The organism is Burkholderia sp. BCC0397 (assembly GCF_902832865.1).
Lineage (GTDB): Bacteria > Pseudomonadota > Gammaproteobacteria > Burkholderiales > Burkholderiaceae > Burkholderia.
This window is the reverse complement of record NZ_CADFDL010000002.1, coordinates 932976-955142: the sequence shown is the minus strand read 5'-3', so window position 1 is coordinate 955142 and position 22167 is coordinate 932976. Positions and strand designations below refer to the sequence as shown.

The following is a 22167-nucleotide window of genomic DNA, read 5'->3' as shown; positions in this document are numbered from 1 at the left end:
TTTCCTTGCCGTGCCTGCCTGCAGCGTGAGGTGCATCACATGGGTGCGTCGCACTCACACGCCGCGCCGGAGCGCCACGCCATCCCTGCACGCGCCGGATGGCTAGCGCAAGCGGCTCGGAGCACGGCTTTGGCCGGAAGAATCGACTATTCTAGCAAACAATTTTCCTCGTACCGCCAGATCAGCGCGACACGCGTGCGTCCCCGCCCCATCGACGGCCCGTTGCACGACCCTGCACGCGGATCGCCGCTATGCCGAACGGCGTATCCACCCCGGGCCTGCCATCCTGTAAGCTCCGATAGCGTGTGAGCCACCCTCGTGGCACCACCGTTCATTCTTCACACCAATAAAGCCCTCCGGAGACACCATGCCGCACCACCCGTCCGCGCCTGTCGTCGTCATCGCGCCCGATTCGTTCAAAGGCTCGCTTTCCGCCGAGCAGGTCGCGGACGCGATCGCCACCGGCATTCGCCGCGCCCGGCCCGACGCCGTGGTGCGCTGCTGCCCGATGGCCGACGGCGGCGAAGGCACGCTCGACGCGATGCTGGCGGGCGGCGGCACGCGGCGCACGCTGCGGGTGGCCGGCGCGTCGCTGGCGGCACGCGACGCGGCGGTCGGCGTGATCGATGCGCGCACCGCGATCGTCGAGACGGCCGAGGTCGTCGGCATTACCGACCCGGTCGGCATGAGCGTGCCGGTCGACGCGCGCAGCACGCGCGGGATGGGCGAGGCGATCCGCACGCTGCTCGACGACGGCGTGCGCCGCTTCTTCGTCGCGCTCGGCGGCAGCAGCACCAACGACGCGGGCGCCGGGCTGCTCGCGGGCCTCGGCCTGCAGTGCTTCGACGCGGGCGGCCAGCCGGTCGAGCCGGTGCCGTCGCGGCTCGCCGATATCGCGCGCATCGACGCGTCGGGGCTCGATCCGCGCCTGAACGAAACGGAATTCGTCGGCATGTCCGACGTCGACAACCCGCTGACGGGAGCGCATGGCGCCACCGCCGTGTTCGGTCCGCAAAAGGGCGTGACGGCCGCACAGGTTGCGACCCTCGATGCGGCCCTCGCCCGCTTCGCCGACCTGCTCGAGGCCGCGCTCGACCGCCGCGGCCGCGATCTGCCGGGCGCGGGCGCCGCGGGCGGCCTCGGTTTCGCGCTGCACATGTTGGGCGCACGGTTCGAGGCCGGCGCCGAAGTGGTCGCGCGTCAGGTCGGGCTCGACGCCGCCCTGGCCGGCGCCGACTGGCTGATCACCGGCGAAGGCCGCTCCGACGTGCAGACGCTGCACGGCAAGGCGCCGTTCATCGCGTGCCGGCACGCGCAGGCCGCCGGCGTACCCGCATCGCTGCTGTCGGGCGCGGTCGATCCGGCCGCGCTGCCGCGCCTGTCCGAGCATTTCTCCGGCTGCTTTTCGCCGGCTCCCGGGCCGATCACGCTCGACGTCGCGATCCGCGACGCGGCCAACCTGCTCGCGAACGAGGCAGAACAGTTGACACGCCTGAAGTACGGTGCACACTGACCGTTGACCCGAGCGCGCGATACAGGAACAATCGGGCCCGCCCTTTTTCTTCAGGATTCGACATGAAAGGCCGTCAAGCCGGGCTCGATCAGTTTCTGACCTATCGCCTCCATGCGCTCACGAAGCGCTCCGACCGCGGGATCGGCGAGGTGTACCGGCACAAGCTCGACATCTCGCTGCCCGAGGCGCGCGTGATCGCCGCCGTCGGCGCGTTCGGCCCGTTCTCGATCATGGATCTCGCGCGCCACACCAATCTCGACAAGAGCCAGGCAAGCCGCGCGGCCGAAGCGCTGCTGCGCCAGGGGCTGCTCGAGCGCAGCGCGAGCGAGGAAGACGGCCGGATCGTGCTGATCGCGCTGACCACCGATGGCCGCGCGCTGCATCGCAAGATCATGCCGATCGTGCGCAAGTGGAACGACGGCTTGCTCGCGTGCCTGTCCGACAGCGAACGTCAGACGTTCGAGCGGCTGCTCGACAAGGTCGTTGCGCACGCAGTCGACCGCGACGACTGAGCCGCGTGTCGGCCCCGGCATCGCCAGTTCGCCGGATGGCCGAGCGCTGCCGGCAGGATTGATCCGATGAATCAGACAGACACGCCGCCCGGGTCGCGTCACGCGCGATCCGGGCGGCCCGTTTTGCATCATGCGGCGGCATCGCGCGAAGCGCGTGTGGCCGCGTTGCCGACGGCCGCGAATTCAGCGGCATCGCGCACACTACAACCCGCTGTTCGTCGCACGCTGACGCAACAATCCGAGCACCGCGTCGCAGTACGGCGTCGGCACACCAAGCTTGCGGCCGAGTTCCGGAAACACGCCGAGAATCGGCCCGATCTCGAGCGAGCGCCCCGCCTCGAAATCCTGCAGCATCGACGTCTTGAATGCGCCGAGCTTGCGCGTGACCGCGATCCGCTCGGGGCCGCTCATCCCCGTGGACAGGCCGAGCTTCGCGCCGATCGCGGCCGCCTCCTCCATCATCCGCAGCGCGAGATCCTGCGTGAACGGATCGTCGAGCAACTGCTCGGCCGTCGACCCGGTCAACGCGCTCAGCGGGTTCATGTTCATGTTGCCCCACAGCTTCGTCCAGATCTCGGTCCGGATCGCGGGCGTCGACTCGACGTCGAAACCGCCGGCCGCGAGTGCCGCGGCGAACCGCGCCGTGGCCACGTCGAGCCGCGGATCGGGCGCGCCGACGATCAGCCGGTTGCCGCGCCCGCGCCGCACGACGCCCGGCGCGTCGGTACTCGACGACAGGTGCACGACGCAGCCGATCGCCTGCGCGGGCGGCAACGCGGCCGACACCGCGCCGGCCGGATCGACCGCATCGAGCGGCACGCCGTCGATCGCCCCTTCGAGCCCGTGCGTGAACCACCACGGCAGCCCGTTCATCGCCGCGACGATCACCGTATCCGGCCCGACCAGCGGCGCAATGCGCGCGGCGAGCGCCGGCAGCGCCTGCGCCTTCAGCGCGATCACCACGTAGTCCTGCACGCCGAGCGCGGCCGCATCGTCGCTTGCGCGCACCGGTACCGACACGGTTGCGCCGGCCTCGTCGATCACGCGCACGCCGTGCGCATTCAGCGCGTCGAGCGTCGCGCCGCGTGCGTACGCGCTCACGGCCATGCCCGCTCGCGACAACGCGGCCGCGAGCAATCCGCCGATCGCGCCGACCCCGACCACCGCCGCGCGCACCGACCCTGAATTCGTGTCGTTCATGATGGAATTCCGTCTCCTGGGAGCTGACGAGCATAACGCTCAATGGTTGCGGGCACAACCATTCAGGCAGCGCAGTGCGCACCGTGCGGCACGGGTTCATGCGCGTCAGCGCGGCATGCCGCCGGCTTCCACCGCGTCGTCATCGGTCGCGCCTCCCGTCGCGCCGAGCACGCCGGCGATCTGGCTCTTGTCGTGCATGCCGAGCTTGCGGTACGCGCAGCGCAGGTAGTGGCGTACGGTCGTCGGCGAGATCGCCATCTGCTGCGCGACCTCCTTGTGCGAACGCCCGGCGCCGTAATAGCGGATCGCCGCGAGCTCGCGCGGGCTCAGCCGGTCGAGCAGCGAGCGCGGCCGCGCCTCGATCTGGAACAGCCCCGCGACGGGCACGCACTGGATGCGCAGCGCGTCGCCGACGAACGGCTGGCCCGACTGGCGCCGCAGGTGCGCGACGAGCGGCTCCGGCACGCGTGCGCCGGCCCAGGCCGGCCACTCGGTGCGCAGCACGTCGTCGAAACCGTGATCGGCATGGTGCAGCACACCGAAGTTGTCGCACAGCGCACGCGCCGCCGGCGCGACCGTGTCGGCGCGCTCGCGCGTGAGCTGGGCGGCGCGATTGATCGTCAGCGCGGCGGCCAGATGCGGAATCACTTCCTCGAAACGCCGCGCGTCGTCGTCGCTGAACGGCCGGTTCAGGCCCTGGCGGTAGATCGACATGAAGGTCGTCAGGCCGAAGCGGCGATCGAGCGTACACACGCACATCAGTTGCGCGAGCCCGTACTTCACGCACCAGTCGCGAAACCGCGCATCGAGCCCCGGCTCGACGACCGACAGCCGCACCGCGCGGCCATGCGCGCCGTGCAACGTGCGGTGCGCGAGCGGATCGCAATCGCGCACGCGCTTCCAGTCGGTGAAGAACGCGTGCGGCAATCGGTACAAGAAGCTGTTGTGCATCACCGGGCCGGTCGGCACATGGGTCGCGACGCCCGTCCACGCGGCATCGAACGGAACGAGCGCCTGCAGCAGCGAAAAGAACCGGTATTCGAATTCGCCGATGGCGGATTGCGCGGCCACCGCGTACAGGTCGAGCAGCATCAGCCCGAGTTCGCGCTGCGCCGCGTCGCCACGCGTGACGCCATCGAAATCGGCGCGCCGGGACGGCAGCGGCGGCCACGCGAATTCGTCGAGCGCGATGGCGGCCGGCACGTCGCGCAGCGCGTCGAGATCCTGCCCGATATCCGTCGTGATCCTCACTTTCCGCTCTCCTGTCCGGTCGGGCTGCTGATGCGCGCAACGACACCGGCCGATTATAGCGAGCGGCTTTTTTGGCGGCCCACGGCGCCGGAACGCTCGCCAGCCCCATCCATTTGAACGGTGCACCGCACGTTGCTGCTGCGCAGCACGGCGCGCGGCGGCATCGCGCGGCGTTCACGCCGCGCACCGCGGGTTTTCCGCACCGTTCATCTGGACGACTGTTCGACGGTTTTCCCGCTGCGGACACTGCGTCGCGACAACACCCACGACACACCGATGCAGGACGGTATGGAGAGCCCCACGTGACGACACCCCGCTTCATCCGCACGGCCGCGGCCGCCGCGACGCTTGCCGCGTGCGGCGCCGCCGCGCAGGCGCAGTCCGCCCTCACGCTGTACGGCGCGCTCGACGCCGGCGTGCAATACCTGACGCACGCCGACGGGCGCCACTCGGCCGTGCGGTTGCAGAACTACGGCATCCTGCCTTCGCAGGTCGGGATCAAGGGCCACGAGGATCTCGGCGGCGGCTGGCGGGCGCTGTTCAAGCTCGAACAGGGCTTGAACCTCAACGACGGCACCGCGACCGTGCCCGGCTACGCATTCTTCCGCGGTGCATACGTGGGCATCGCGGGGCCGGCGGGCACCGTCACGCTCGGCCGCCAGTTCAGCGTGCTGTTCGACAAGACGCTGTTCTACGACCCGCTCTGGTACGGGTCGTACAGCGGCCAGGGCGTGCTCGTGCCGATGAGCGCGAACTTCATCGATCACTCGGTCAAATACCAGTCGCCGACCTTCGCCGGCTTCGACGTCGAGGCGCTCGCCGCGACCGCCGGCGTCGCCGGCAATACGCGCGCCGGCCGTGTGCTCGAGCTCGGCGGCCAGTACACGAGCAACGGCCTGTCGGTGAGCGCGGTGCTGCATCAGGCGCACGGCGACGTATCGGCGGCGGCCGATGCGTCCGCGCGGCGTCGCGAACTCGGCACGCTCGCCGCGCGTTATGCATTCGCCACGCTGCCGCTCACCGTCCATGCAGGCGTCGAACGCCTGACCGGCGACCTCGACGCGGCCCGCACGATCGTCTGGGGCGGTGCGCGCTACCTGACGTCCAACGGGATCGGCCTGAACGCGGGCGTCTACCACACCGATTCGCGCACGCCGGCGATCGGCCACCCGACGCTGTTCATCGCGAGCACAACGTACGCGCTGTCCAAACGCACCGTTGCCTACGTGAACGTCGGCTATGCGCGAAACGGCGGCCAGAGTTCACAGACCGTCTACGAATACGACCCGACGCCACTCGCCGGCGCGTCGCAGTTCGGCGCGATGGTCGGCATGTACCACCTGTTCTGATTCCCTCAACGAGATCCCGCCATGAAAACCCTGTCCCCGGATGCCGCCCTCTCGCCCGACGGCCGCGCGTCGACGTTCGCGCGCTCGACGCTCGTCGCGCTCGTCGTGTTCGCGGCCATCACGCCGCTGTTGCTGCTCGTGGCGCCCGCCGTCGCCGGTCAGCTCGCGACGCAGCTCGGCTTGTCCGCGTCGCAGATCGGCACGTACTTCTTCGTCGAACTCGGCGCGTTCAGCCTCGCGACCGTGCCGTCGTACCTATGGCTCGGTCGGGTCGACGCGCGCCGCGTCGCCGCGTTCGCCATCGCGCTGTTCGGCGCGGGCAACCTGCTGACCGCGCTGTGGATGCCGGGGTTTGCCGCGCTGCTCGCGCTGCGCGCCGTCACCGCGCTCGGCGGCGGCTCGCTGATGGTGCTCTGCATGACGAGCGCGGCGACGAGCAGGAACAGCGATCGCGTGTACGGCCTGTGGGTCGTCGGCCAGCTGATCGCGGGCGCGGTCGGCCTGTTCGTGCTGCCGCACGTGTTCGCCGCGTTCGGGCTGCGCGCGCTGTACGTCGCGCTCGCCGTGCTCGCGCTGCTCGCGGCGCCGCTGTCGCGCGGCTTTCCGTCGTCGCTCGGCTCGCGGACGGCATCCGCGCACACCGCCCACGGCGACGCGCCGCCGACGCCGCGACGCTTCGTCGTGCTCGCCATCGGCGCGGTGCTGACGTTCTATCTCGCGATCGGCAGCGTGTGGACGTTCGCGAGCCGCGCGGCGGCCGAGGCCGGGCTCGATCCGCAGTCGACCGGCAACGTGCTCGCGATCGCGAGCGTGATGGGGATCGCCGGCGCGGCGCTCGCGTCGTGCGCGGGCGGCCGGCTCGCGCGGCGCGCGATGCTGGCGGCCGGCTACGCGCTGCTCGCGGCGTCGCTCGTCGCGCTCGCCGCGATGCGTCACACCGGCGGCTACAGCGCGGCGATCTTCGCATTCAAGTTCGCGTGGACCTTCGTGCTGCCGTTCATTCTCGCGACGGTCGCGCAGATCGACACGTCGGGCCGCCTCGTTGCGACGCTGAACTTCGTGATCGGCGCGGGGCTCGCCGCCGGCCCGCTGCTGGCCGGCCTGATGCTCGACGCCGGCGGCACGATGCGCGCGCTGTTCGCAGCCGCGACGGCCGTCGCGATCCTGTCGTTCGCCGCGCTGCGCCACATCGATCGCCGTTCTTCCATTTCCTCCCAACCGTGACAGGTCACGCATCCATGAATCGCACTGCCTTCTTCACCGACGAACGCACTTTCTGGCATACCGGCGGCACGCACGCGCTGTTCTTCCCGGTCGGCGGCTGGGTCCAGCCGCCGTCGAGCGCGGGCTACGCGGAATCGCCCGATTCGAAGCGCCGCTTCCTGTCGCTCGTGCAGGCGTCGGGCCTCGCCGCCCAGCTCGACCTGCGCGGCGCCGAGCCCGCGACGACGGCCGACCTGCTGCGCATTCATCCGGCGCACTATCTCGACGCGTTCCGCGCGCTGAGCGACGCGAACGGCGGCGACCTCGGCGATCTCGCGCCATTCGGCAAGGGCAGCTACGAAATCGCCGCGCTGTCGGCCGGTCTCGCGATCGCGGCGGTCGATGCGGTCGTCGGCGAGCGCGCGGCGAATGCGTTCTCGCTGTCGCGGCCGCCCGGCCATCACTGCCTGCGCGACCGCCCGATGGGCTTCTGCCTGCTCGCGAACATCCCGATCGCGATCGAGGCCGCGCGCGCGAAACACGGCATCGAGCGCGTCGCGGTGATCGACTGGGACGTGCATCACGGCAACGGCACGCAGTCGATCTACTACGACGATCCGGATACGCTGACGATCTCGCTGCACCAGGACCGCTGCTTCCCGCCCGGCTACAGCGGCGCGGACGATCGCGGCGAAGGCGCGGGCGTCGGCGCGAACCTGAACGTGCCGCTGCTCGCGGGCAGCGGCGACGATGCATACCGGTATGCGTTCGAGCGGATCGTGCTGCCGGCGCTGGCGCGTTTCCGGCCCGAGCTGATCGTCATCGCAAGCGGCCTCGATGCGAGCGCGGTCGATCCGCTCGCGCGCATGCAGTTGCATACCGACAGCTACCGGTTCATGACGCGCGCGGTGAAGGAAGCCGCGCAACGCCATTGCGGCGGGCGGCTCGTGATCGTTCACGAAGGCGGCTATTCGGAGGCGTACGTGCCATTCTGCGGGCTCGCGATCGTCGAGGAACTGGCCGGCCTGCGCACCGAGGTCGCCGATCCGATGCTCGACCTGGCGATCGCACAGCAGCCGGGCGAGCGGTTCGTCGCGTTCCAGCGCGCACTGCTCGACGAACTGGCCGTGTCGTTCGGGTTGTAACGCGCGCTGACGAACGATACCGGGCCGGCATGCGCCGGCCCTTGCGCGATCGATGCGGATGGGGTTTCCTGTGTCTTTACCCCTGTTCCGGCCCGAGGCCGCACTCTTCCGATGAAATCGTCCCCGCGCGATAACAACGACAACGCCAAAACGCGCCGCCAGCCGTCGAAGCTGGCCCTGAACATCGCCGCCGTGACGGTCGGCCTCATCACGTTCGCGATCGGCGCGGCGTGGGTGATCTATAGCTGGATCGTCGATCGCGAAGCGCAGTATTTCGCGATTCCGCTGGTGTTCTCGGTGCCGGTGATCGTGGCCGTCGCGATCCGCAGCTTCTGGGAATAGGCGCGCCGGAAACGACGAAGCGCCGCGGTCGGGCGACGCGCGGCGCTTCGTATCGCGCTGGTTTCAACTGAAGCGGTGCGCTCCGCGATCCGCTTGCAAGCGAGTCACAGGCCGGGACGCGGGCACGGATTGGGGGCGGCGCCCTGATATCCGCCGGCGACGGCACCCAGCGCGGCGCCGGCCGCCAACGTGCCGAGCGTTTTCAGCACACCCTCGGTCGACAGCGGCTGGCCGTTGCCCGACATCGCGCGCCCCGAGTACGCGGTGCATGCCGACGACGACGCGACCGTCTTCACAGGCTTGGCACTCCAGGCGATATTATCGGCAGGCGTATTGGCGAAGGCCGGTGCAGCCAGCATCAGCGCCAGAACGGAAATCGGGATACGTACGGTGTGTTTCATCGGCGGCCCCTCGGTGTCGTTGTGCTGCTTGTATGAAAAGTGAGCACGATATTACACGCGGCCGGTTTGTCGGGCGAGGCCCGGATGCCGGGCGAGGAAACCGGCGTCAATAGTCAATAAAAAAGCGCTGCGGTCAGCCGACCGGCAGCGCTTTTTCGCGAACGGCCCCTGACGGGGGCGCGTTCGACTTCTGGTGCGTGAGGCCGGACTCGAACCGGCACACCCTTGCGGGCGTCAGGACCTAAACCTGGTGCGTCTACCAATTTCGCCACTCACGCGCATTTCCGTCGCCTGACCGCGCGGACGCAAGATGCGTGCTCCACGCGCCTGGGACTTCACGCCGGCCCGAAAACCGGCACGCCCGATCAGGCGAGCGCGAGATTCTACCCGATCCGTGCGGCCTTGTCTCGCCCCGTCGGCGCCCGTCGTGCCGCGGTGCTAGAATGCCGCGCTCGACGTTTCGGCAGCGCGCCGCCGCGCGTCCCCCGAACCCGCCCCACCCGATTCAGCCCGTGAACTTCGACGACTACTGTCAGCAAAAGGCCGCCCCCGCAGGCTCCAGCGTCTACTACGCGCTGCGCCAGGCGCCGCTCGTCACGCAGCCGCGCCTGACCGCGCTGTTCGCGCTGCGCCGCGAACTCGAGGAAACCGTCAAGGAAACCAGCGATCCGACCATCGGACACACGAAGCTCGCGTGGTGGCACAAGGAACTCGCGGCACTCGCCGACGGGCAGCCGTCGCACCCCGTCACGAAGGCGCTCGCGCAGCATCACCCGGCGATCGCCGCCGAGGCCGATGCGCTGCGCACGCTCGTCAACGGTTACGGGATGGACCTCGAACAGGCGCGCTACCTCGACTTCGCGAATCTGCAGCGCTATATCGCGCAGGTCGGCGGCACCTTCGCGTCGCTGGTCGCGCGCGCCAGTTCGGCGAACCCGGCCGCCCCGCAGCCGTGGGCCGCGGACGTCGGCCGCGCGCTGATGCTCGCGCAATTCGTGCAGGAACTCGGCAACGACGCGCGCCACGGCCGCATCTATCTGCCGATCGACGAACTGCAGCGCTACAACGTGACCGCCGCCGATCTGCTGAACCGCCGCTACAGCCCCGCCTTCACCGAATTGCTGCAATTCCAGACGGCCCGTGCGCGCGAGGCGCTCGCGGCGGCCGATGCGGCGATTCCCGCCGCCGAACGCCGCGCGCAGCGCACGCTGCGCGCGCAGATCGCGCTGGCCGGCGCGCTGCTCGACGAAATCACGCGCGACGGCTACCAGGTGCTGCACCAGCGCATCGCGCTGACGCCGATCCGCAAGCTGTGGACCGCATGGCGCGCCGTTCGCCGCCGCTAAGCGGCGCGCATCACGCCTTCAGCAGCGGCAGCGTGTCGAAACGCTGCTGCAGCACGCGCGTCGCGTCGAGCCCCCACCAGGACCCAAGCACGGTCGCGTAAAGCTGGCGGAAATCGACCGCGACCGGCAGGTTGCCGTTGCCGTCGAGCCGCCCGAGCGCCGGCGGCGCACCGTACAGCCCGCCCGCCACGCGGCCGCCCATCACGAAATGCGGCGCGGCGGTGCCGTGATCGGTGCCGTTGCTCTGGTTCTCGCGCACGCGCCGCCCGAATTCCGCATACGTCATCACGAGCGTCTCGTTCCAGCGCCCGAGTTCGATCAACGCCGCGCGCATCGCGCTCATCCCTTCCGCGAACTGCTTGAGCAGCGCGGCGTGCTGCCCCGGCTGGTTCTGGTGCGTGTCGAAGCCGTTGAGCGTCAGGCGCAGCACCGCGACACCGTCCTGCGCGCCGGGCCCCGACGCTTCGCACGCGGCCAGCACCTGCATCGCGGTCTTGACCGACGTGCCGAACGCACCGGCCGGAAAGGCCGTCCTGAATTCCCGCATCCCGCCGCGCGGGCGCAGCCGGTCGGCCGCCTTCACGATGTCGTTCTCGACGTCGATGATGTGCGCGAGCGCCGGGTTCTGCTCGCGCAGCGACGACGGCTCGGCGAGCCGGGCCGCACGGATGAACTGCGCGGGATTGACGAGTGCGATCGCGCGCGCGCCGTTCGACAGCGGTCCCATCTCGGCGCTGCCGAGCACGACGCCGTCCGCGGCGAAACCGGGCGGCACGGGCGCCTGCGCGAACGTGCGCGTGAGCCAGCCTTCGTGCAGGTACTGATCCGAACGCGATGCGGTGTCCCAGATCTCGATCGAGCGGAAATGCGACAGGTTCGGCTGCGGATAGCCGACACCCTGCACGACCGCGACCTGCCCGTCGTGCCACAACGGCATCAGCGGCGCGAGCGACGGGTGCAGCCCCGTCTGCGCGTCGAGTTGCAGCACCTGCTCGCGCTTGATGCCGATGCTGCGCCGTAACGAGTAGTACAGCGGGTCCGCGTACGGCACCACCGTGTTGAGGCCGTCGTTGCCGCCCTTCAGCTCGACGAGGATCAGCACGTTCGCATACCCGGCCGCCGGCTTTCGCCCGGCCTGCGGCGCGGCAGCCGCCATCGCGGGCGCCTGCCACATCGACACGCCGGCCGCCGCCGCAGCGCCCGTCAGCGTCAGAAAATCACGTCGGTTCATCGCACATCCTTTGGTTCGCCGCCCGGCGCCTTTGCCGCGGCGGCCGCCCGCTTCGTCGTCGTTTGCATCATTTCAGTTGATAGGCCGGATCCATCAGCAGCGCCTCGAGATACGCGCTGCCGGTCGAATCCGTGTCGATCGCCGCGACCGGCGAAAGCTGCAGCACCGCGTGCTGCAACTGCAGCTCGGTCGACAATCCCGCGATCGCCTGCGGCCGCGCACGATACTGCGCAAGCCAGCGCTCGAGATCGAAACGCAGGCCGCCGCGCGCCGGCTTCGCGGGCGTGCCGCGCATGCCGGTGCCGGACGCCGCGTCGGCCACCGGCATCGCGCGCGCACGCGCGTTCGGCGGCGGCGCGATCGCACGGGCCGGCGGGCGCATGCCGGCCGTCTCGGTCGCGCGGAACAGCTGCTCGACGAACTGCTTGCGCGACAGCAGCGTGGTGCTGTTGATCCACAGCGCGCCGCCCGGCCAGCCCTTCACGTTCGGCGGATAGAACAGGTTCTGCCCGAGCGTGCGCACGGTGTCCGCGAGCATCTGCGGATCGCCGTACGCCACGTCGAACAGCCGCACCGAGCCGACCACGAATTCCGCCGGCGACTTGACCAGCACGCCGCGGTTGCGCGGATCCCAGAACGCGTCGGTCGACCACAGCGCGGCGAGCGCCGCGCGAATGTCGTAGCCGCTCGCGCGAAACCGTTCGGCCACCGCGTCGAGCGCGCCGGGCTCCGGCGTATCGGACACGAACTCGCGCCACAGCTTGCCGGCGATGAAGCGCGCGGTGCCCGGCCGCTTGAGCAGGATGTCGAGAAAGCCGTCGCCGTCGAACGGCCCGGTTTCGCCGAGGATCGTCTTGTCGCCGGTATCGTGCCACTCGGGCCGCACCGCGAAGCGCAGCGTGTCGGGATCGACCGTCCAGCCCGTCATCGCGCGCGCGGCCTCGGTCACGTCGGATTGCGTGTAATGCCCTTCGCCAAGCGTGAACAGCTCCATCACCTCGCGTGCGAAATTCTCGTTCGGACGGCCCTTGCGATTGCTCGCGCCGTCGAGATACTGCAGCATCGCCGGATCCTTCGCGACCGCGTGCAGCAGCGTGCCGAAGTTGCCGAGCGCCTCGCGGCGAAACAGCGCGTTCTGCGCGGCCATCGTCTGCGGGTAAGGCACCTTGTCCTGCCCGGACGTGAAATGCCCGTGCCAGAACAGCGTCATGCGCTCGGTGAGCGGCGACGGCGTCGCGACCATCTCGTTGACCCAGGCCGCACGCAACGCATCGTAGCGGCGATTGCGCTCGCGCTGCTCGTCGCGCCGCATGTCGGGCGTCAGCGCCTGGCGCTGCGCGCGCGTCGGCGGCAGCTCGGCGAGCCAGTCGGGCCATGTCGCGACGGGTTCGCGGCGCACGCTGCCGAGCGTATCGGCCACGACCTGCGCGCGCGTCATGCCGACGATGCGCGCGACCTCGGCGGGCGCGGGAGAGAAACCGGTGCGACTGAGGAAAAACAGCGCGTCGTCGGCATCGAGCGGCGACTGCATGGCAGGCGACGGCGCCGGTGCGGCAGCGTTCGCTTTCATCGTCAGGGACTCCCGGAACGCACCGGCGGTGCGGATGCCCGTACAACGGCATTCGGCAGCCGAAAGTTGACGGAAAAAGTGCTACGAATTCTTTCCGCGCGGAGATTTCCGCGCAAGGCGAACGACGGCACGCTTCAGCGCTTGTACAGCTCGCGAACGGCGTCTTCGATGTGCTGGCGCAGCAGGTGCCGCTCTTCGGGCGTCATGTGCCCGTCGCGGCGGCGCTGTTCGAGATCGGGAGGCACGGCGGAACGGACCGTCATCTCGGCGGCGCGATCGGGTTGCGGCGCTTTGCCGCGCGGCAGCTTGCGCGACGATGCGCCCTGCTCGGGGCGCTGCGCATACGCGAAGTTCGACGCATACGGACCGGCAAGCGCGATCGTCAGCATCAGTGCAATCCGGGCAGATCGCATGACCGTCCTCGCTTCTTTGGTCGATTTGTTCCCTTCGTCACGCGGCAACCGGCTACCTCTGGTACTTGAAAAACCCTGCGGAATTCGGGTGTGCAAAGATGAAAGATTGAGTGCAGGGGAGTATCTACCGAATTTCGGCTTCGAGTAAAGGAGTCTCTATAGACTGCCTTTACTCCGCGCGACACTACGGGTAAATTTTGTAACCGACTGTAACGCACGAAAATACGCGGCCGTGCGCCAATTCCCATTCGCGATAAGATGCCGATCATGGAAACGAAAAACCCCTCCAAGATTCTCGTCGTCGACGACGACCCTCGCCTGCGCGACCTGCTGCGCCGCTATCTCGGCGAACAGGGTTTCAACGTCTATGTCGCGGAAAACGCGACGGCGATGAACAAGCTCTGGGTCCGCGAGCGTTTCGACCTGCTCGTGCTCGACCTGATGCTGCCCGGCGAAGACGGCCTGTCGATCTGCCGCCGGCTGCGCGGCAGCAACGACCGCACGCCGATCATCATGCTCACCGCGAAGGGCGAAGACGTCGATCGCATCGTCGGCCTCGAGATGGGCGCCGACGATTACCTGCCGAAGCCGTTCAACCCGCGCGAACTGGTCGCGCGCATTCATGCGGTGCTGCGCCGCCAGGCGCCGGCCGAACTGCCGGGCGCACCGTCGGAAACCACCGAGGTGTTCGAGTTCGGCGAATTCTCGCTGAACCTCGCCACGCGCACGCTGACGAAGTCCGGCCAGGAAATTCCGCTGACCACCGGCGAATTCTCGGTGCTGAAAGTGTTCGCGCGTCACCCGCGCCAGCCGCTGTCGCGTGAAAAGCTGATGGAGCTCGCACGCGGCCGCGAATACGAAGTGTTCGACCGCAGCCTCGACGTGCAGATCTCGCGCCTGCGCAAGCTGATCGAGCCGGATCCGGGCAGCCCGCGCTTCATCCAGACCGTCTGGGGCCTCGGCTACGTGTTCATCCCGGACGGCGCCGCCTGAGCTTTTTCCTTCCCGGTTTCGCCCCGCCCACGGCCCGTCCCATGCGTATCGACCGGCGCCTTCTGCAGCTCGCGTTCGGCGGGCTGTTCTGGCGCACCTTCCTGCTGATCGCGCTGCTGATCTCGGTCAGTCTCGCCGCGTGGTTCCAGAGCTTTCGCGTGATCGAGCGCGAGCCGCGTGCGCAGCGCGTCGCGCTCCAGCTCGTCGCGGTCGTGAAGCTCACGCGCACCGCCCTGCTCTATTCCGATCCCGACTTGCGGCGCGCGCTGCTGCAGGATCTCGAGAGCAACGAGGGCGTGCGCGTGTACCCGCGCGAGAAAACCGACAAGTTCAAGCTGCAGCCCGACGAATCGCTGAACCGTCTGATCGAACACGACATCCGCAGCCGCCTCGGCGACGATACCGTGATCGCGCAGTCGGTCAACGACATTCCCGGCGTGTGGATCAGCTTCAAGATCGACGACGACGATTACTGGGTCGCGCTCGACCGCGACCAGCTCGACAACGTCACGGGCCTGCAGTGGGCCGGCTGGGGGCTGTTCGCGCTCGCGCTGTCGCTGTTCGGCTCCGCGTTCATCACGAGCCTCGTGAACCGGCCGTTCTCGCGGCTCGCGCTCGCGGCGCGCCAGGTCGGTTCGGGCCAGGCGCCCGAGCCGCTGCCCGAGCGCGGGATGGGCGTCGCGGCCGACACCAATCGCAGCTTCAACCAGATGGTGCGCGACCTCGAACAGCTCGAGGCCGATCGCGCGCTGATGCTCGCCGGCATCTCGCACGACCTGCGCACGCCGCTCGCGCGGCTGCGGCTCGAAACCGAGATGAGCCCGTCCGACCAGGCGACCAAGGACGCGATGGTCGACGACATCGAACAGATGGACCGCATCATCGCGGCCTTCATCGACTACGCGCGCCCGTCGCAGCGCAAGCCCGAGCCCGTCGACCTGTCGTCGGTCGCACAGGACGTCGCCGCGCGCGTGTCGGGCGAGGACGGCGTCGAGATCCGCACGCGGCTCGCGCCGAGCGCAATCATCGAAGCCGACGAGACCGACATGCGGCGCGTGATCGGCAACCTCGTCGAGAACGCGCGCAAATACGGCCAGAGCACGCAGGACGGCATCTCGCGCATCACGCTCGAGACGCGCGTGTCGCATGCGCGCGTCGAGCTGTCGGTGAGCGACGAAGGCCCCGGCATCCCCGAGGATCAACTGCCGCTCGTGATGCGGCCGTTCTACCGCGTCGACACCGCGCGCACCAAGGCGGACGGCACGGGCCTCGGGATGGCGATCGTGCTGCGGCTCGTCGGCCGCTATCGCGGTGCGCTGCGCCTGCGCAACCGCGACCCGGAAGCCGGCCTCGAAGTCACGCTCGAATTCCCTGGCGCCGGCAAGGCGCGTGCGACCGCGTGACACGCGCGCGCACGCATCTCGCGCGCCACACTATCGACCCGGTTGACAAAAGCTATGAGGGTCGTTAGTCAAAATCTATTGAAGCGCACCGTTAATAGTGTTACAGTGTTCCGCATGCTGTCACATCACCGTTGCAGCACCGAGGTAGCTTGACTCAGTCTTCTTCCCAACTCACACAGGAGTATCCGCATGAAAACCGTGGGCGATAAACTCGAAGCATTCACCGTCGTAGCCGCGAAGCCGGGCTTCAACAATCACGAGGAAAACGGCCAGTCGGCGTTCGAGACCGTCACCGAAGCGTCGTTCCCGGGCAAGTGGAAGATCATCTACTTCTATCCGAAGGATTTCACGTTCGTGTGCCCGACGGAAATCGTCGAGTTCGCGAAGCTGACGAAGCAGTTCGAAGAGCGCGACGCGGTCCTGCTCGGCGGCAGCTCGGACAACGAATTCGTGAAGCTCGCATGGCGCCGTGAGCACAAGGATCTGGACAAGCTGAACCACTACTCGTTCGGCGACGTCAAGGGCGAGCTGATCGACCAGCTCGGCGTGCGCGACAAGGAAGCCGGCGTGGCCCTGCGTGCAACGTTCATCGTCGATCCGGACAACACGATCCAGCACGTTTCGGTGAACAACCTGAACGTCGGCCGCAGCCCGGAAGAAGTCCTGCGCATTCTGGACGGCCTGCAAACGGACGAACTGTGCCCGTGCAACCGTGCAGTCGGCGGCGCAACGCTGTAAGCGCATCGATGCACGAAGCCCGCGGCGCACGTCTGCCGGCGGGCTTTTTTAACGGCCAACCCATAGGAGATATCAATGGAATTCATCGATTCGATTAAGGCGCGTATCCCCGACTACGCGAAGGACATCCGCCTGAACCTGGACGGCACGATCTCGCGCTCGTCGCTCGAAGGCACCGATGCGGTCGGCGTGGCGCTGGCCGCGGCGATCGCGGCGAAGAGCACCGTGCTCGTGAAGACGATCCGCGAAGCCGGCGTGCTGTCGCCCGAAGAGACGAACGCCGTGCTGACCGCGGCCGCGCTGATGGGGATGAACAACACCTGGTATCCGTATGTCGAGATGGCCGACGACGCCGACCTGAAGACGCAGCGCGCCGAATTGCGGATGGGCGCGTATGCGACGCACGGTGGCGTCGACAAGCGCAAGTTCGAGATGTACGCGCTCGCCGCGTCGATCGTCGGCAAGTGCCACTTCTGCGTGAAGTCGCACTACGCGCTGCTGAAGAACGAGCAAGGGATGACGACGACGCAGCTGCGCGACGTCGGCCGCATCGCGTCGGTGATCAACGCCGCCGCGCAGGTGATCGCCGCCGAAGGCGAATGAGCGATCCGGCCGCGCGGCCGTGAGCGGCGCCGGCTGCAAACGAAAATGCCACGCATTCGCGTGGCATTTTTCATTCTGGCGACGCGGCGTGCGGCGCGAACCGCACGCCGCCACGGCCGGACGTCAGCCGCCCTGCTTCACCAGCAGCGCGGCGGCCTGTGCCTCGATGCCCTCGCCGCGGCCGAGATAGCCGAGCTTCTCGTTGGTCTTCGCCTTCACGTTCACGCGCTCGAGCGGCAGCCCGAGATCCGCCGCGATGTTCGCGCGCATCCCGTCGATATGCGGCGCGAGCTTCGGCGCCTGCGCGATCACGGTGCTGTCGACGTTCTGGATCGCGAAGCCGGCCGCCTTCACGCGGGCGACGCACTCGCGCAGCAGCACGCGGCTGTCCGCGCCCTTGAACGCCGCGTCCGCGTCGGAGAAATGGCGGCCGATGTCGCCGAGCGCGGCCGCGCCGAACAGCGCGTCGGTGATCGCGTGCAGCAGCACGTCCGCGTCCGAGTGGCCGAGCAGGCCGCGCGCGTACGGAATCGTCACGCCGCCGATGATGAGGGGGCGCCCTTCGACGAGCTGGTGCACGTCGTAGCCTTGTCCGATTCTGAAGTCCATGCGTAATCCGGTTTGAGATGAGGTGAAAGTCAGGAAGCGTTCGCGGGGCGCGCGAGAATCGCTTCCGCGAGCGCGAAATCTTCCGGGTACGTGACCTTGAAGTTGCGCAGGCTGCCCTGCACGACGCGCGGCGTGTGGCCGGCCCATTCGATCGCGCTCGCTTCGTCGGTCAGGTCGTGCCCTTCGCGCTGCGCGCGCAGGATCGCGTCGCGCAGCATGCCGATGCGGAACATCTGCGGGGTCTGCGCCTGCCACAGCGCGTCGCGCGACTCGGTACGCGCGATCGCGTCGCCGCCGGCCGGCACGCGCTTGAGCGTATCGGCCACCGGCAGCGCGACGATGCCGCCGACCGGGTCGTCCTTCAGCGTCGCGACCAGTGTGCGGATCAACTCCGGCGTGATCCCGGGGCGCGCGGCGTCGTGCACGAGCACCCAGTCGTGGTCGGTCGCGCCGAATTCGGCCAGTTCCAGCAGCCCGTTCAGCACCGACGCCTGCCGCGAGCCGCCGCCGCAGCGGCGCACCGCGAAGCGCAGGCCCGCGAAGCGGCGTGCGTCGAAATGGGAATCGTCGGGCGCGAGCACGACGAGCGTCTGCGCGAATTCGCTGCACGCGTCGAACGCGGCAAGCGAGTAATGCAGGAGCGCGCGGCCGGCCAGCGTGCGGTATTGCTTCGGCACGGCCGAGCCGGAACGGCTGCCCGTGCCGGCGCAAGGAATCAGGGCGAAAAGTCGGGGAGTCACGAAGGGGAAACGCCGGAAAGATGAAATCGAGAAGCGGATTTTATAATAGGTCTTTCGTCTCGACCGGCGCGCCGCGCCGCGCCGTGCCCGCCACCCCTGCCGTCCCTATGCCAGACAACGCTTCCACCCCGTTCGCCTCGCCCGTCGCCCGCGTCAAACCGGGCCAGCGTTTCGCCTTCGACGGCGCGCACGGCTCCGCCGACGCGCTCGCCATCGCCCGCTATCTCGCCGACAACCGCGACGCGGTCCCGCTCCTTGCGGTGATCTGCGCGAACGCGGTCGACGCGCAGCGGCTGTCGCAGGAACTCCGCTACTTCTCGCCCGATGCGCGCGTGCGCCTGCTGCCGGACTGGGAAACGCTGCCCTACGACACGTTCTCGCCGCACCAGGATCTTGTCTCCGAGCGCCTGGCGACGCTGCACGACCTCGGCGAGGGGCGCTGCGACATCCTGCTCGTGCCCGCCACCACCGCGCTGTACCGGATGCCGCCGGCGTCGTTCATGGCCGCGTACACGTTCGCGTTCGCGCAGGGCGAGCGGCTCGACGAGGCGAAGCTGAAGGCGCAGCTCACGCTGGCCGGCTACGAGCACGTGAGCCAGGTCGTGCGGCCTGGCGAATACTGCGTGCGCGGCTCGCTGATCGACCTGTACCCGATGGGCTCGCCGCTGCCGTACCGGATCGACCTGTTCGACGACCAGGTCGACTCGATCCGCGCGTTCGATCCCGACACGCAGCGCAGCCTCTACCCGGTGCGCGACGTGCGCCTGCTGCCCGGCCGCGAATTCCCGTTCGACGAAGCCGCGCGCACGGCCTTCCGCAGCCGCTGGCGCGAAACCTTCGAAGGCGACCCGAGCCGCGCGCCGATCTACAAGGACATCGGCAACGGCGTGCCGTCGGCCGGCATCGAGTATTACCTGCCGCTGTTCTTCGACGAGACGGCCACGCTGTTCCACTATCTGCCGCAGGACGCGCATCTCGTGTTCACCGGCGATCTCGAAGCGTCGATCCGCCGCTTCACGGCCGATACGAAGCAGCGTCACGCGTTCCTGTCGCACGATCGCGAGCGGCCGATCCTCGAGCCGCAGCGGCTGTTCCTGTCCGACGAGGATTTCTTCGCGTTCGCGAAGCCGTTCGCGCGCGTCGTGCTGCCCGCGCAGCCGGCCGGCGGCTGGGCGACCGCCCTGCCCGAACTCACGGTCGACCGCCATTCGGACGATCCGCTCGCATCGCTGCGCACGTTCGTCGAATCGTCGGGCAAGCGCGTGCTGCTGACGGTCGAATCGGCCGGCCGCCGCGAGACGATCCTGCAACTGCTGGCCGAACACCACCTGCGCCCCGCGTCGAACGACCACTTCGCGGGCTGGCTCGCGAGCGACGACCGCTTCGCGCTCGGCGTCGCGCCGCTCGCGAACGGCTTCGCGGTGCCGGGCGAAGGCTATGCGATCGTCACCGAGACCGAGCTGTACGGCGCGCTCGGCCGCCGCGCGGGCCGCCGCCGGCAGGAGCAGGCGAGCAACGTCGACGCGATGGTGCGCGACCTGTCGGAGCTGAAGGTCGGCGACCCGGTCGTCCACGCGCAGCACGGCATCGGCCGCTACATGGGCCTCGTGTCGATGGATCTCGGCGAAGGCGAGACCGAATTCCTGCATCTCGAATACGCGGGCGACAGCAAGCTCTACGTGCCGGTCGCGCAACTGCACGTGATCTCGCGCTACAGCGGCGCGGACCCCGACAGCGCGCCGCTGCACGCGCTCGGCTCCGGCCAGTGGGAGCGCGCGAAGCGCAAGGCCGCGCAGCAGATCCGCGATACGGCTGCCGAGCTGCTGAACCTGTACGCGCGCCGCGCGGCCCGCGAAGGCCATGCGTTCTCGCTCGATCCGCGCGACTACGTGAAATTCGCGGAAAGCTTCGGCTTCGAGGAAACCCCCGACCAGGCCGCGGCGATCGCGGCCGTGATCGGCGACATGACGAGCGGCAAGCCGATGGATCGCCTCGTGTGCGGCGACGTCGGCTTCGGCAAGACCGAGGTCGCGCTGCGCGCCGCGTTCATCGCGGTGCTGGGCGGCAAGCAGGTCGCGCTGCTGTCGCCGACCACGCTGCTCGCCGAGCAGCACACGCAGACCTTCGCCGACCGCTTCGCGGACTGGCCGGTGCGGATCGTCGAGCTGTCGCGCTTCAAGACCACGAAGGAAGTGAATACGGCGATCGCGCAGATCAACGAAGGCAGCGTCGACATCGTGATCGGCACGCACAAGCTGCTGTCGTCGGACGTGCAGTTCAAGCGCCTCGGCCTCGTGATCATCGACGAGGAACACCGCTTCGGCGTGCGCCAGAAGGAGGCGCTGAAGGCGCTGCGCGCGGAAGTCGACGTGCTGACGCTCACCGCGACGCCGATCCCGCGCACGCTCGGGATGGCGCTCGAGGGGCTGCGCGACTTCTCGGTGATCGCGACCGCGCCGCAGAAGCGGCTCGCGATCAAGACCTTCGTGCGCCGCGAGGAAGAAAGCGTGATCCGCGAGGCGATGCTGCGCGAGCTGAAGCGCGGCGGCCAGGTGTACTTCCTGCACAACGAAGTCGAGACGATCGAGAACCGCAAGGCGATGCTCGAGGCGCTCGTGCCCGAGGCGCGCATCGTGATCGCGCACGGCCAGATGCACGAGCGCGAACTCGAACGCGTGATGCGCGATTTCGTCGCGCAGCGCGCGAACGTGCTGCTGTGCACGACCATCATCGAGACCGGCATCGACGTGCCGAGCGCGAACACGATCATCATGCACCGCGCGGACAAGTTCGGCCTCGCGCAGCTTCACCAGTTGCGCGGCCGCGTCGGCCGCTCGCACCACCAGGCCTATGCGTACCTGCTGGTCCACGATCCGCAGTCGCTGACCAAGCAGGCGCAGCGCCGGCTGGAAGCGATCCAGCAGATGGAGGAACTCGGCTCGGGCTTCTATCTCGCGATGCACGACCTCGAGATCCGCGGCACCGGCGAAGTGCTCGGCGACAAGCAGTCGGGCGAAATCCACGAGATCGGCTTCCAGCTCTATACGGACATGCTGAACGACGCGGTGAAGGCGCTGAAGAACGGCAAGGAGCCCGACCTCACCGCCCCGCTCGCCGCGACGACCGAAATCAACCTGCATGCGCCCGCGATCCTGCCGGCCGACTACTGCGCGGACGTGCAGGAGCGGCTGTCGCTGTACAAGCGGCTCGCGAACTGCGAGCACGGCGACGCGATCGACGGCATCCAGGAGGAACTGATCGACCGCTTCGGCAAGCTGCCGCCGCAGGCGCACGCGCTGGTCGAGACGCACCGGCTGCGGATCGTCGCGAAGCCGCTCGGCATCGTGAAGATCGACGCGAGCGAGGTCGCGATCGGCCTGCAGTTCGAGCCGAACCCGCCGATCGACCCGATGCGGATCATCGAGATGGTGCAGAAGCATCGCCACATCAAGCTCGCGGGCCAGGACAAGCTGCGCATCGAGACGCGCTCGCCCGACCTCGCGATCCGCGTGTCGACGATCAAGGAAACGCTGCGCGCGCTCGCCCCGAAACAGGGAGCAGCCGTCGCGGCCCGTTGATGCGATCCTGACGGGCGCGACGTTGCT

The 22167-nt window shown here is 68.8% G+C and carries 20 protein-coding genes and 1 tRNA gene; 12 read left to right on the top strand and 9 right to left on the bottom strand.

Annotation, left to right across the window (positions count from 1 at the left end):
- Positions 1–367 precede the first annotated feature (367 nt).
- A complete protein-coding gene (locus HWX03_RS09200) occupies positions 368–1513 on the top strand; it encodes a glycerate kinase (protein ID WP_175871035.1) in 1146 nt (381 codons plus the stop codon).
- A 62-nt stretch (positions 1514–1575) separates the two neighbouring features.
- Positions 1576–2025 carry a MarR family transcriptional regulator gene (locus HWX03_RS09195; RefSeq protein WP_174434688.1) on the top strand — a complete coding sequence of 150 codons (450 nt, stop codon included), beginning with the start codon at positions 1576–1578 and terminating at the stop codon, positions 2023–2025.
- Between the two features lie 201 nt (positions 2026–2226).
- Here the strand turns inward: HWX03_RS09195 and HWX03_RS09190 are convergent, their stop codons facing one another.
- A complete protein-coding gene (locus HWX03_RS09190) occupies positions 2227–3225 on the bottom strand; it encodes a 2-dehydropantoate 2-reductase (RefSeq protein ID WP_175871034.1) in 999 nt (332 codons plus the stop codon).
- A gap of 105 nt (positions 3226–3330) precedes the next feature.
- A complete protein-coding gene (locus HWX03_RS09185) occupies positions 3331–4476 on the bottom strand; it encodes a helix-turn-helix transcriptional regulator (protein WP_174431474.1) in 1146 nt (381 codons plus the stop codon).
- 302 nt (positions 4477–4778) lie between these two features.
- Here HWX03_RS09185 and HWX03_RS09180 point away from each other — a divergent pair, with 302 nt between their 5' ends.
- The 4 genes from HWX03_RS09180 (at position 4779) to HWX03_RS09165 (ending at position 8515) form a co-directional block, all read left to right on the top strand.
- Positions 4779–5825, top strand: a complete 1047-nt coding sequence (locus HWX03_RS09180) for a porin (protein ID WP_175871033.1) — start codon at positions 4779–4781, stop codon at positions 5823–5825.
- Between the two features lie 21 nt (positions 5826–5846).
- Positions 5847–7049: an MFS transporter gene (locus HWX03_RS09175; RefSeq protein WP_175871032.1), complete on the top strand. Its 1203-nt coding sequence runs from the start codon at positions 5847–5849 to the stop codon at positions 7047–7049.
- A gap of 14 nt (positions 7050–7063) precedes the next feature.
- Entirely contained in the window at positions 7064–8173 is a 1110-nt protein-coding gene (locus HWX03_RS09170) for a class II histone deacetylase (protein ID WP_175871031.1), read from the top strand.
- Positions 8174–8284: 111 nt separating this feature from the next.
- On the top strand, positions 8285–8515 hold the full coding sequence (locus HWX03_RS09165; protein WP_050013292.1) for a hypothetical protein: 231 nt from the start codon (positions 8285–8287) through the stop codon (positions 8513–8515).
- A gap of 104 nt (positions 8516–8619) precedes the next feature.
- Here the strand turns inward: HWX03_RS09165 and HWX03_RS09160 are convergent, their stop codons facing one another.
- Complete coding sequence (locus tag HWX03_RS09160; protein ID WP_175871030.1) at positions 8620–8916, bottom strand: hypothetical protein; 297 nt, start codon at positions 8914–8916, stop codon at positions 8620–8622.
- A 191-nt stretch (positions 8917–9107) separates the two neighbouring features.
- A tRNA-Leu gene (locus HWX03_RS09155) sits at positions 9108–9194 on the bottom strand.
- A gap of 234 nt (positions 9195–9428) precedes the next feature.
- On the opposite strand from HWX03_RS09155, the gene hpnD reads away from it, so the two are divergent.
- The gene (hpnD, locus tag HWX03_RS09150) at positions 9429–10262 is read left to right on the top strand and encodes a presqualene diphosphate synthase HpnD (protein ID WP_175819641.1); all 834 of its coding nucleotides are present in this window, start codon (positions 9429–9431) and stop codon (positions 10260–10262) included.
- A 10-nt stretch (positions 10263–10272) separates the two neighbouring features.
- On the opposite strand, the gene HWX03_RS09145 is transcribed toward hpnD, so the two are convergent.
- The 3 genes from HWX03_RS09145 to HWX03_RS09135 form a co-directional block, all read right to left on the bottom strand.
- Positions 10273–11493, bottom strand: a complete 1221-nt coding sequence (locus HWX03_RS09145) for a DUF1501 domain-containing protein (protein ID WP_175819640.1) — start codon at positions 11491–11493, stop codon at positions 10273–10275.
- 67 nt (positions 11494–11560) lie between these two features.
- Entirely contained in the window at positions 11561–13063 is a 1503-nt protein-coding gene (locus HWX03_RS09140; protein WP_175871029.1) for a DUF1800 domain-containing protein, read from the bottom strand.
- A 134-nt stretch (positions 13064–13197) separates the two neighbouring features.
- Positions 13198–13476, bottom strand: a complete 279-nt coding sequence (locus tag HWX03_RS09135; protein ID WP_174390393.1) for a hypothetical protein — start codon at positions 13474–13476, stop codon at positions 13198–13200.
- Positions 13477–13743: 267 nt separating this feature from the next.
- On the opposite strand from HWX03_RS09135, the gene ompR reads away from it, so the two are divergent.
- The 4 genes from ompR (at position 13744) to HWX03_RS09115 (ending at position 17213) form a co-directional block, all read left to right on the top strand.
- A complete protein-coding gene (gene ompR, locus HWX03_RS09130; protein WP_004199523.1) occupies positions 13744–14469 on the top strand; it encodes a two-component system response regulator OmpR in 726 nt (241 codons plus the stop codon).
- Between the two features lie 41 nt (positions 14470–14510).
- Positions 14511–15872 (top strand): ATP-binding protein, encoded by a 1362-nt coding sequence (locus HWX03_RS09125; RefSeq protein ID WP_174390394.1) that lies wholly within the window; start codon positions 14511–14513, stop codon positions 15870–15872.
- Between the two features lie 189 nt (positions 15873–16061).
- Complete coding sequence (locus tag HWX03_RS09120; protein WP_006478563.1) at positions 16062–16610, top strand: peroxiredoxin; 549 nt, start codon at positions 16062–16064, stop codon at positions 16608–16610.
- Positions 16611–16685: 75 nt separating this feature from the next.
- Positions 16686–17213 (top strand): carboxymuconolactone decarboxylase family protein, encoded by a 528-nt coding sequence (locus tag HWX03_RS09115; RefSeq protein WP_050013297.1) that lies wholly within the window; start codon positions 16686–16688, stop codon positions 17211–17213.
- Positions 17214–17336: 123 nt separating this feature from the next.
- Here the strand turns inward: HWX03_RS09115 and ispF are convergent, their stop codons facing one another.
- Positions 17337–17822, bottom strand: a complete 486-nt coding sequence (gene ispF / locus HWX03_RS09110) for a 2-C-methyl-D-erythritol 2,4-cyclodiphosphate synthase (protein WP_175871028.1) — start codon at positions 17820–17822, stop codon at positions 17337–17339.
- A gap of 29 nt (positions 17823–17851) precedes the next feature.
- Complete coding sequence (ispD, locus tag HWX03_RS09105; RefSeq protein WP_174431465.1) at positions 17852–18562, bottom strand: 2-C-methyl-D-erythritol 4-phosphate cytidylyltransferase; 711 nt, start codon at positions 18560–18562, stop codon at positions 17852–17854.
- 20 nt (positions 18563–18582) lie between these two features.
- Here ispD and mfd point away from each other — a divergent pair, with 20 nt between their 5' ends.
- Positions 18583–22140 carry a transcription-repair coupling factor gene (gene mfd, locus HWX03_RS09100; protein ID WP_175871027.1) on the top strand — a complete coding sequence of 1186 codons (3558 nt, stop codon included), beginning with the start codon at positions 18583–18585 and terminating at the stop codon, positions 22138–22140.
- The last annotated feature ends 27 nt before the right edge of the window (positions 22141–22167 follow it).

Bases quoted from the DNA above. Each gene is read 5' to 3' on its own strand.
- HWX03_RS09175 (WP_175871032.1), top strand. From the start codon at position 5,847: ATGAAAACCCTGTCCCCGGATGCCGCCCTCTCGCCCGACGGCCGCGCG.
- HWX03_RS09135 (WP_174390393.1), bottom strand. From the start codon at position 13,476: ATGCGATCTGCCCGGATTGCACTGATGCTGACGATCGCGCTTGCCGGT.
- HWX03_RS09165 (WP_050013292.1), top strand. From the start codon at position 8,285: ATGAAATCGTCCCCGCGCGATAACAACGACAACGCCAAAACGCGCCGC.
- ispF (WP_175871028.1), bottom strand. From the start codon at position 17,822: ATGGACTTCAGAATCGGACAAGGCTACGACGTGCACCAGCTCGTCGAA.
- HWX03_RS09200 (WP_175871035.1), top strand. From the start codon at position 368: ATGCCGCACCACCCGTCCGCGCCTGTCGTCGTCATCGCGCCCGATTCG.
- HWX03_RS09160 (WP_175871030.1), bottom strand. From the start codon at position 8,916: ATGAAACACACCGTACGTATCCCGATTTCCGTTCTGGCGCTGATGCTG.
- HWX03_RS09145 (WP_175819640.1), bottom strand. From the start codon at position 11,493: ATGAACCGACGTGATTTTCTGACGCTGACGGGCGCTGCGGCGGCGGCC.
- HWX03_RS09115 (WP_050013297.1), top strand. From the start codon at position 16,686: ATGGAATTCATCGATTCGATTAAGGCGCGTATCCCCGACTACGCGAAG.
- HWX03_RS09190 (WP_175871034.1), bottom strand. From the start codon at position 3,225: ATGAACGACACGAATTCAGGGTCGGTGCGCGCGGCGGTGGTCGGGGTC.
- HWX03_RS09195 (WP_174434688.1), top strand. From the start codon at position 1,576: ATGAAAGGCCGTCAAGCCGGGCTCGATCAGTTTCTGACCTATCGCCTC.
- HWX03_RS09170 (WP_175871031.1), top strand. From the start codon at position 7,064: ATGAATCGCACTGCCTTCTTCACCGACGAACGCACTTTCTGGCATACC.
- HWX03_RS09140 (WP_175871029.1), bottom strand. From the start codon at position 13,063: ATGAAAGCGAACGCTGCCGCACCGGCGCCGTCGCCTGCCATGCAGTCG.
- ompR (WP_004199523.1), top strand. From the start codon at position 13,744: ATGGAAACGAAAAACCCCTCCAAGATTCTCGTCGTCGACGACGACCCT.
- mfd (WP_175871027.1), top strand. From the start codon at position 18,583: ATGAAATCGAGAAGCGGATTTTATAATAGGTCTTTCGTCTCGACCGGC.
- HWX03_RS09125 (WP_174390394.1), top strand. From the start codon at position 14,511: ATGCGTATCGACCGGCGCCTTCTGCAGCTCGCGTTCGGCGGGCTGTTC.
- HWX03_RS09120 (WP_006478563.1), top strand. From the start codon at position 16,062: ATGAAAACCGTGGGCGATAAACTCGAAGCATTCACCGTCGTAGCCGCG.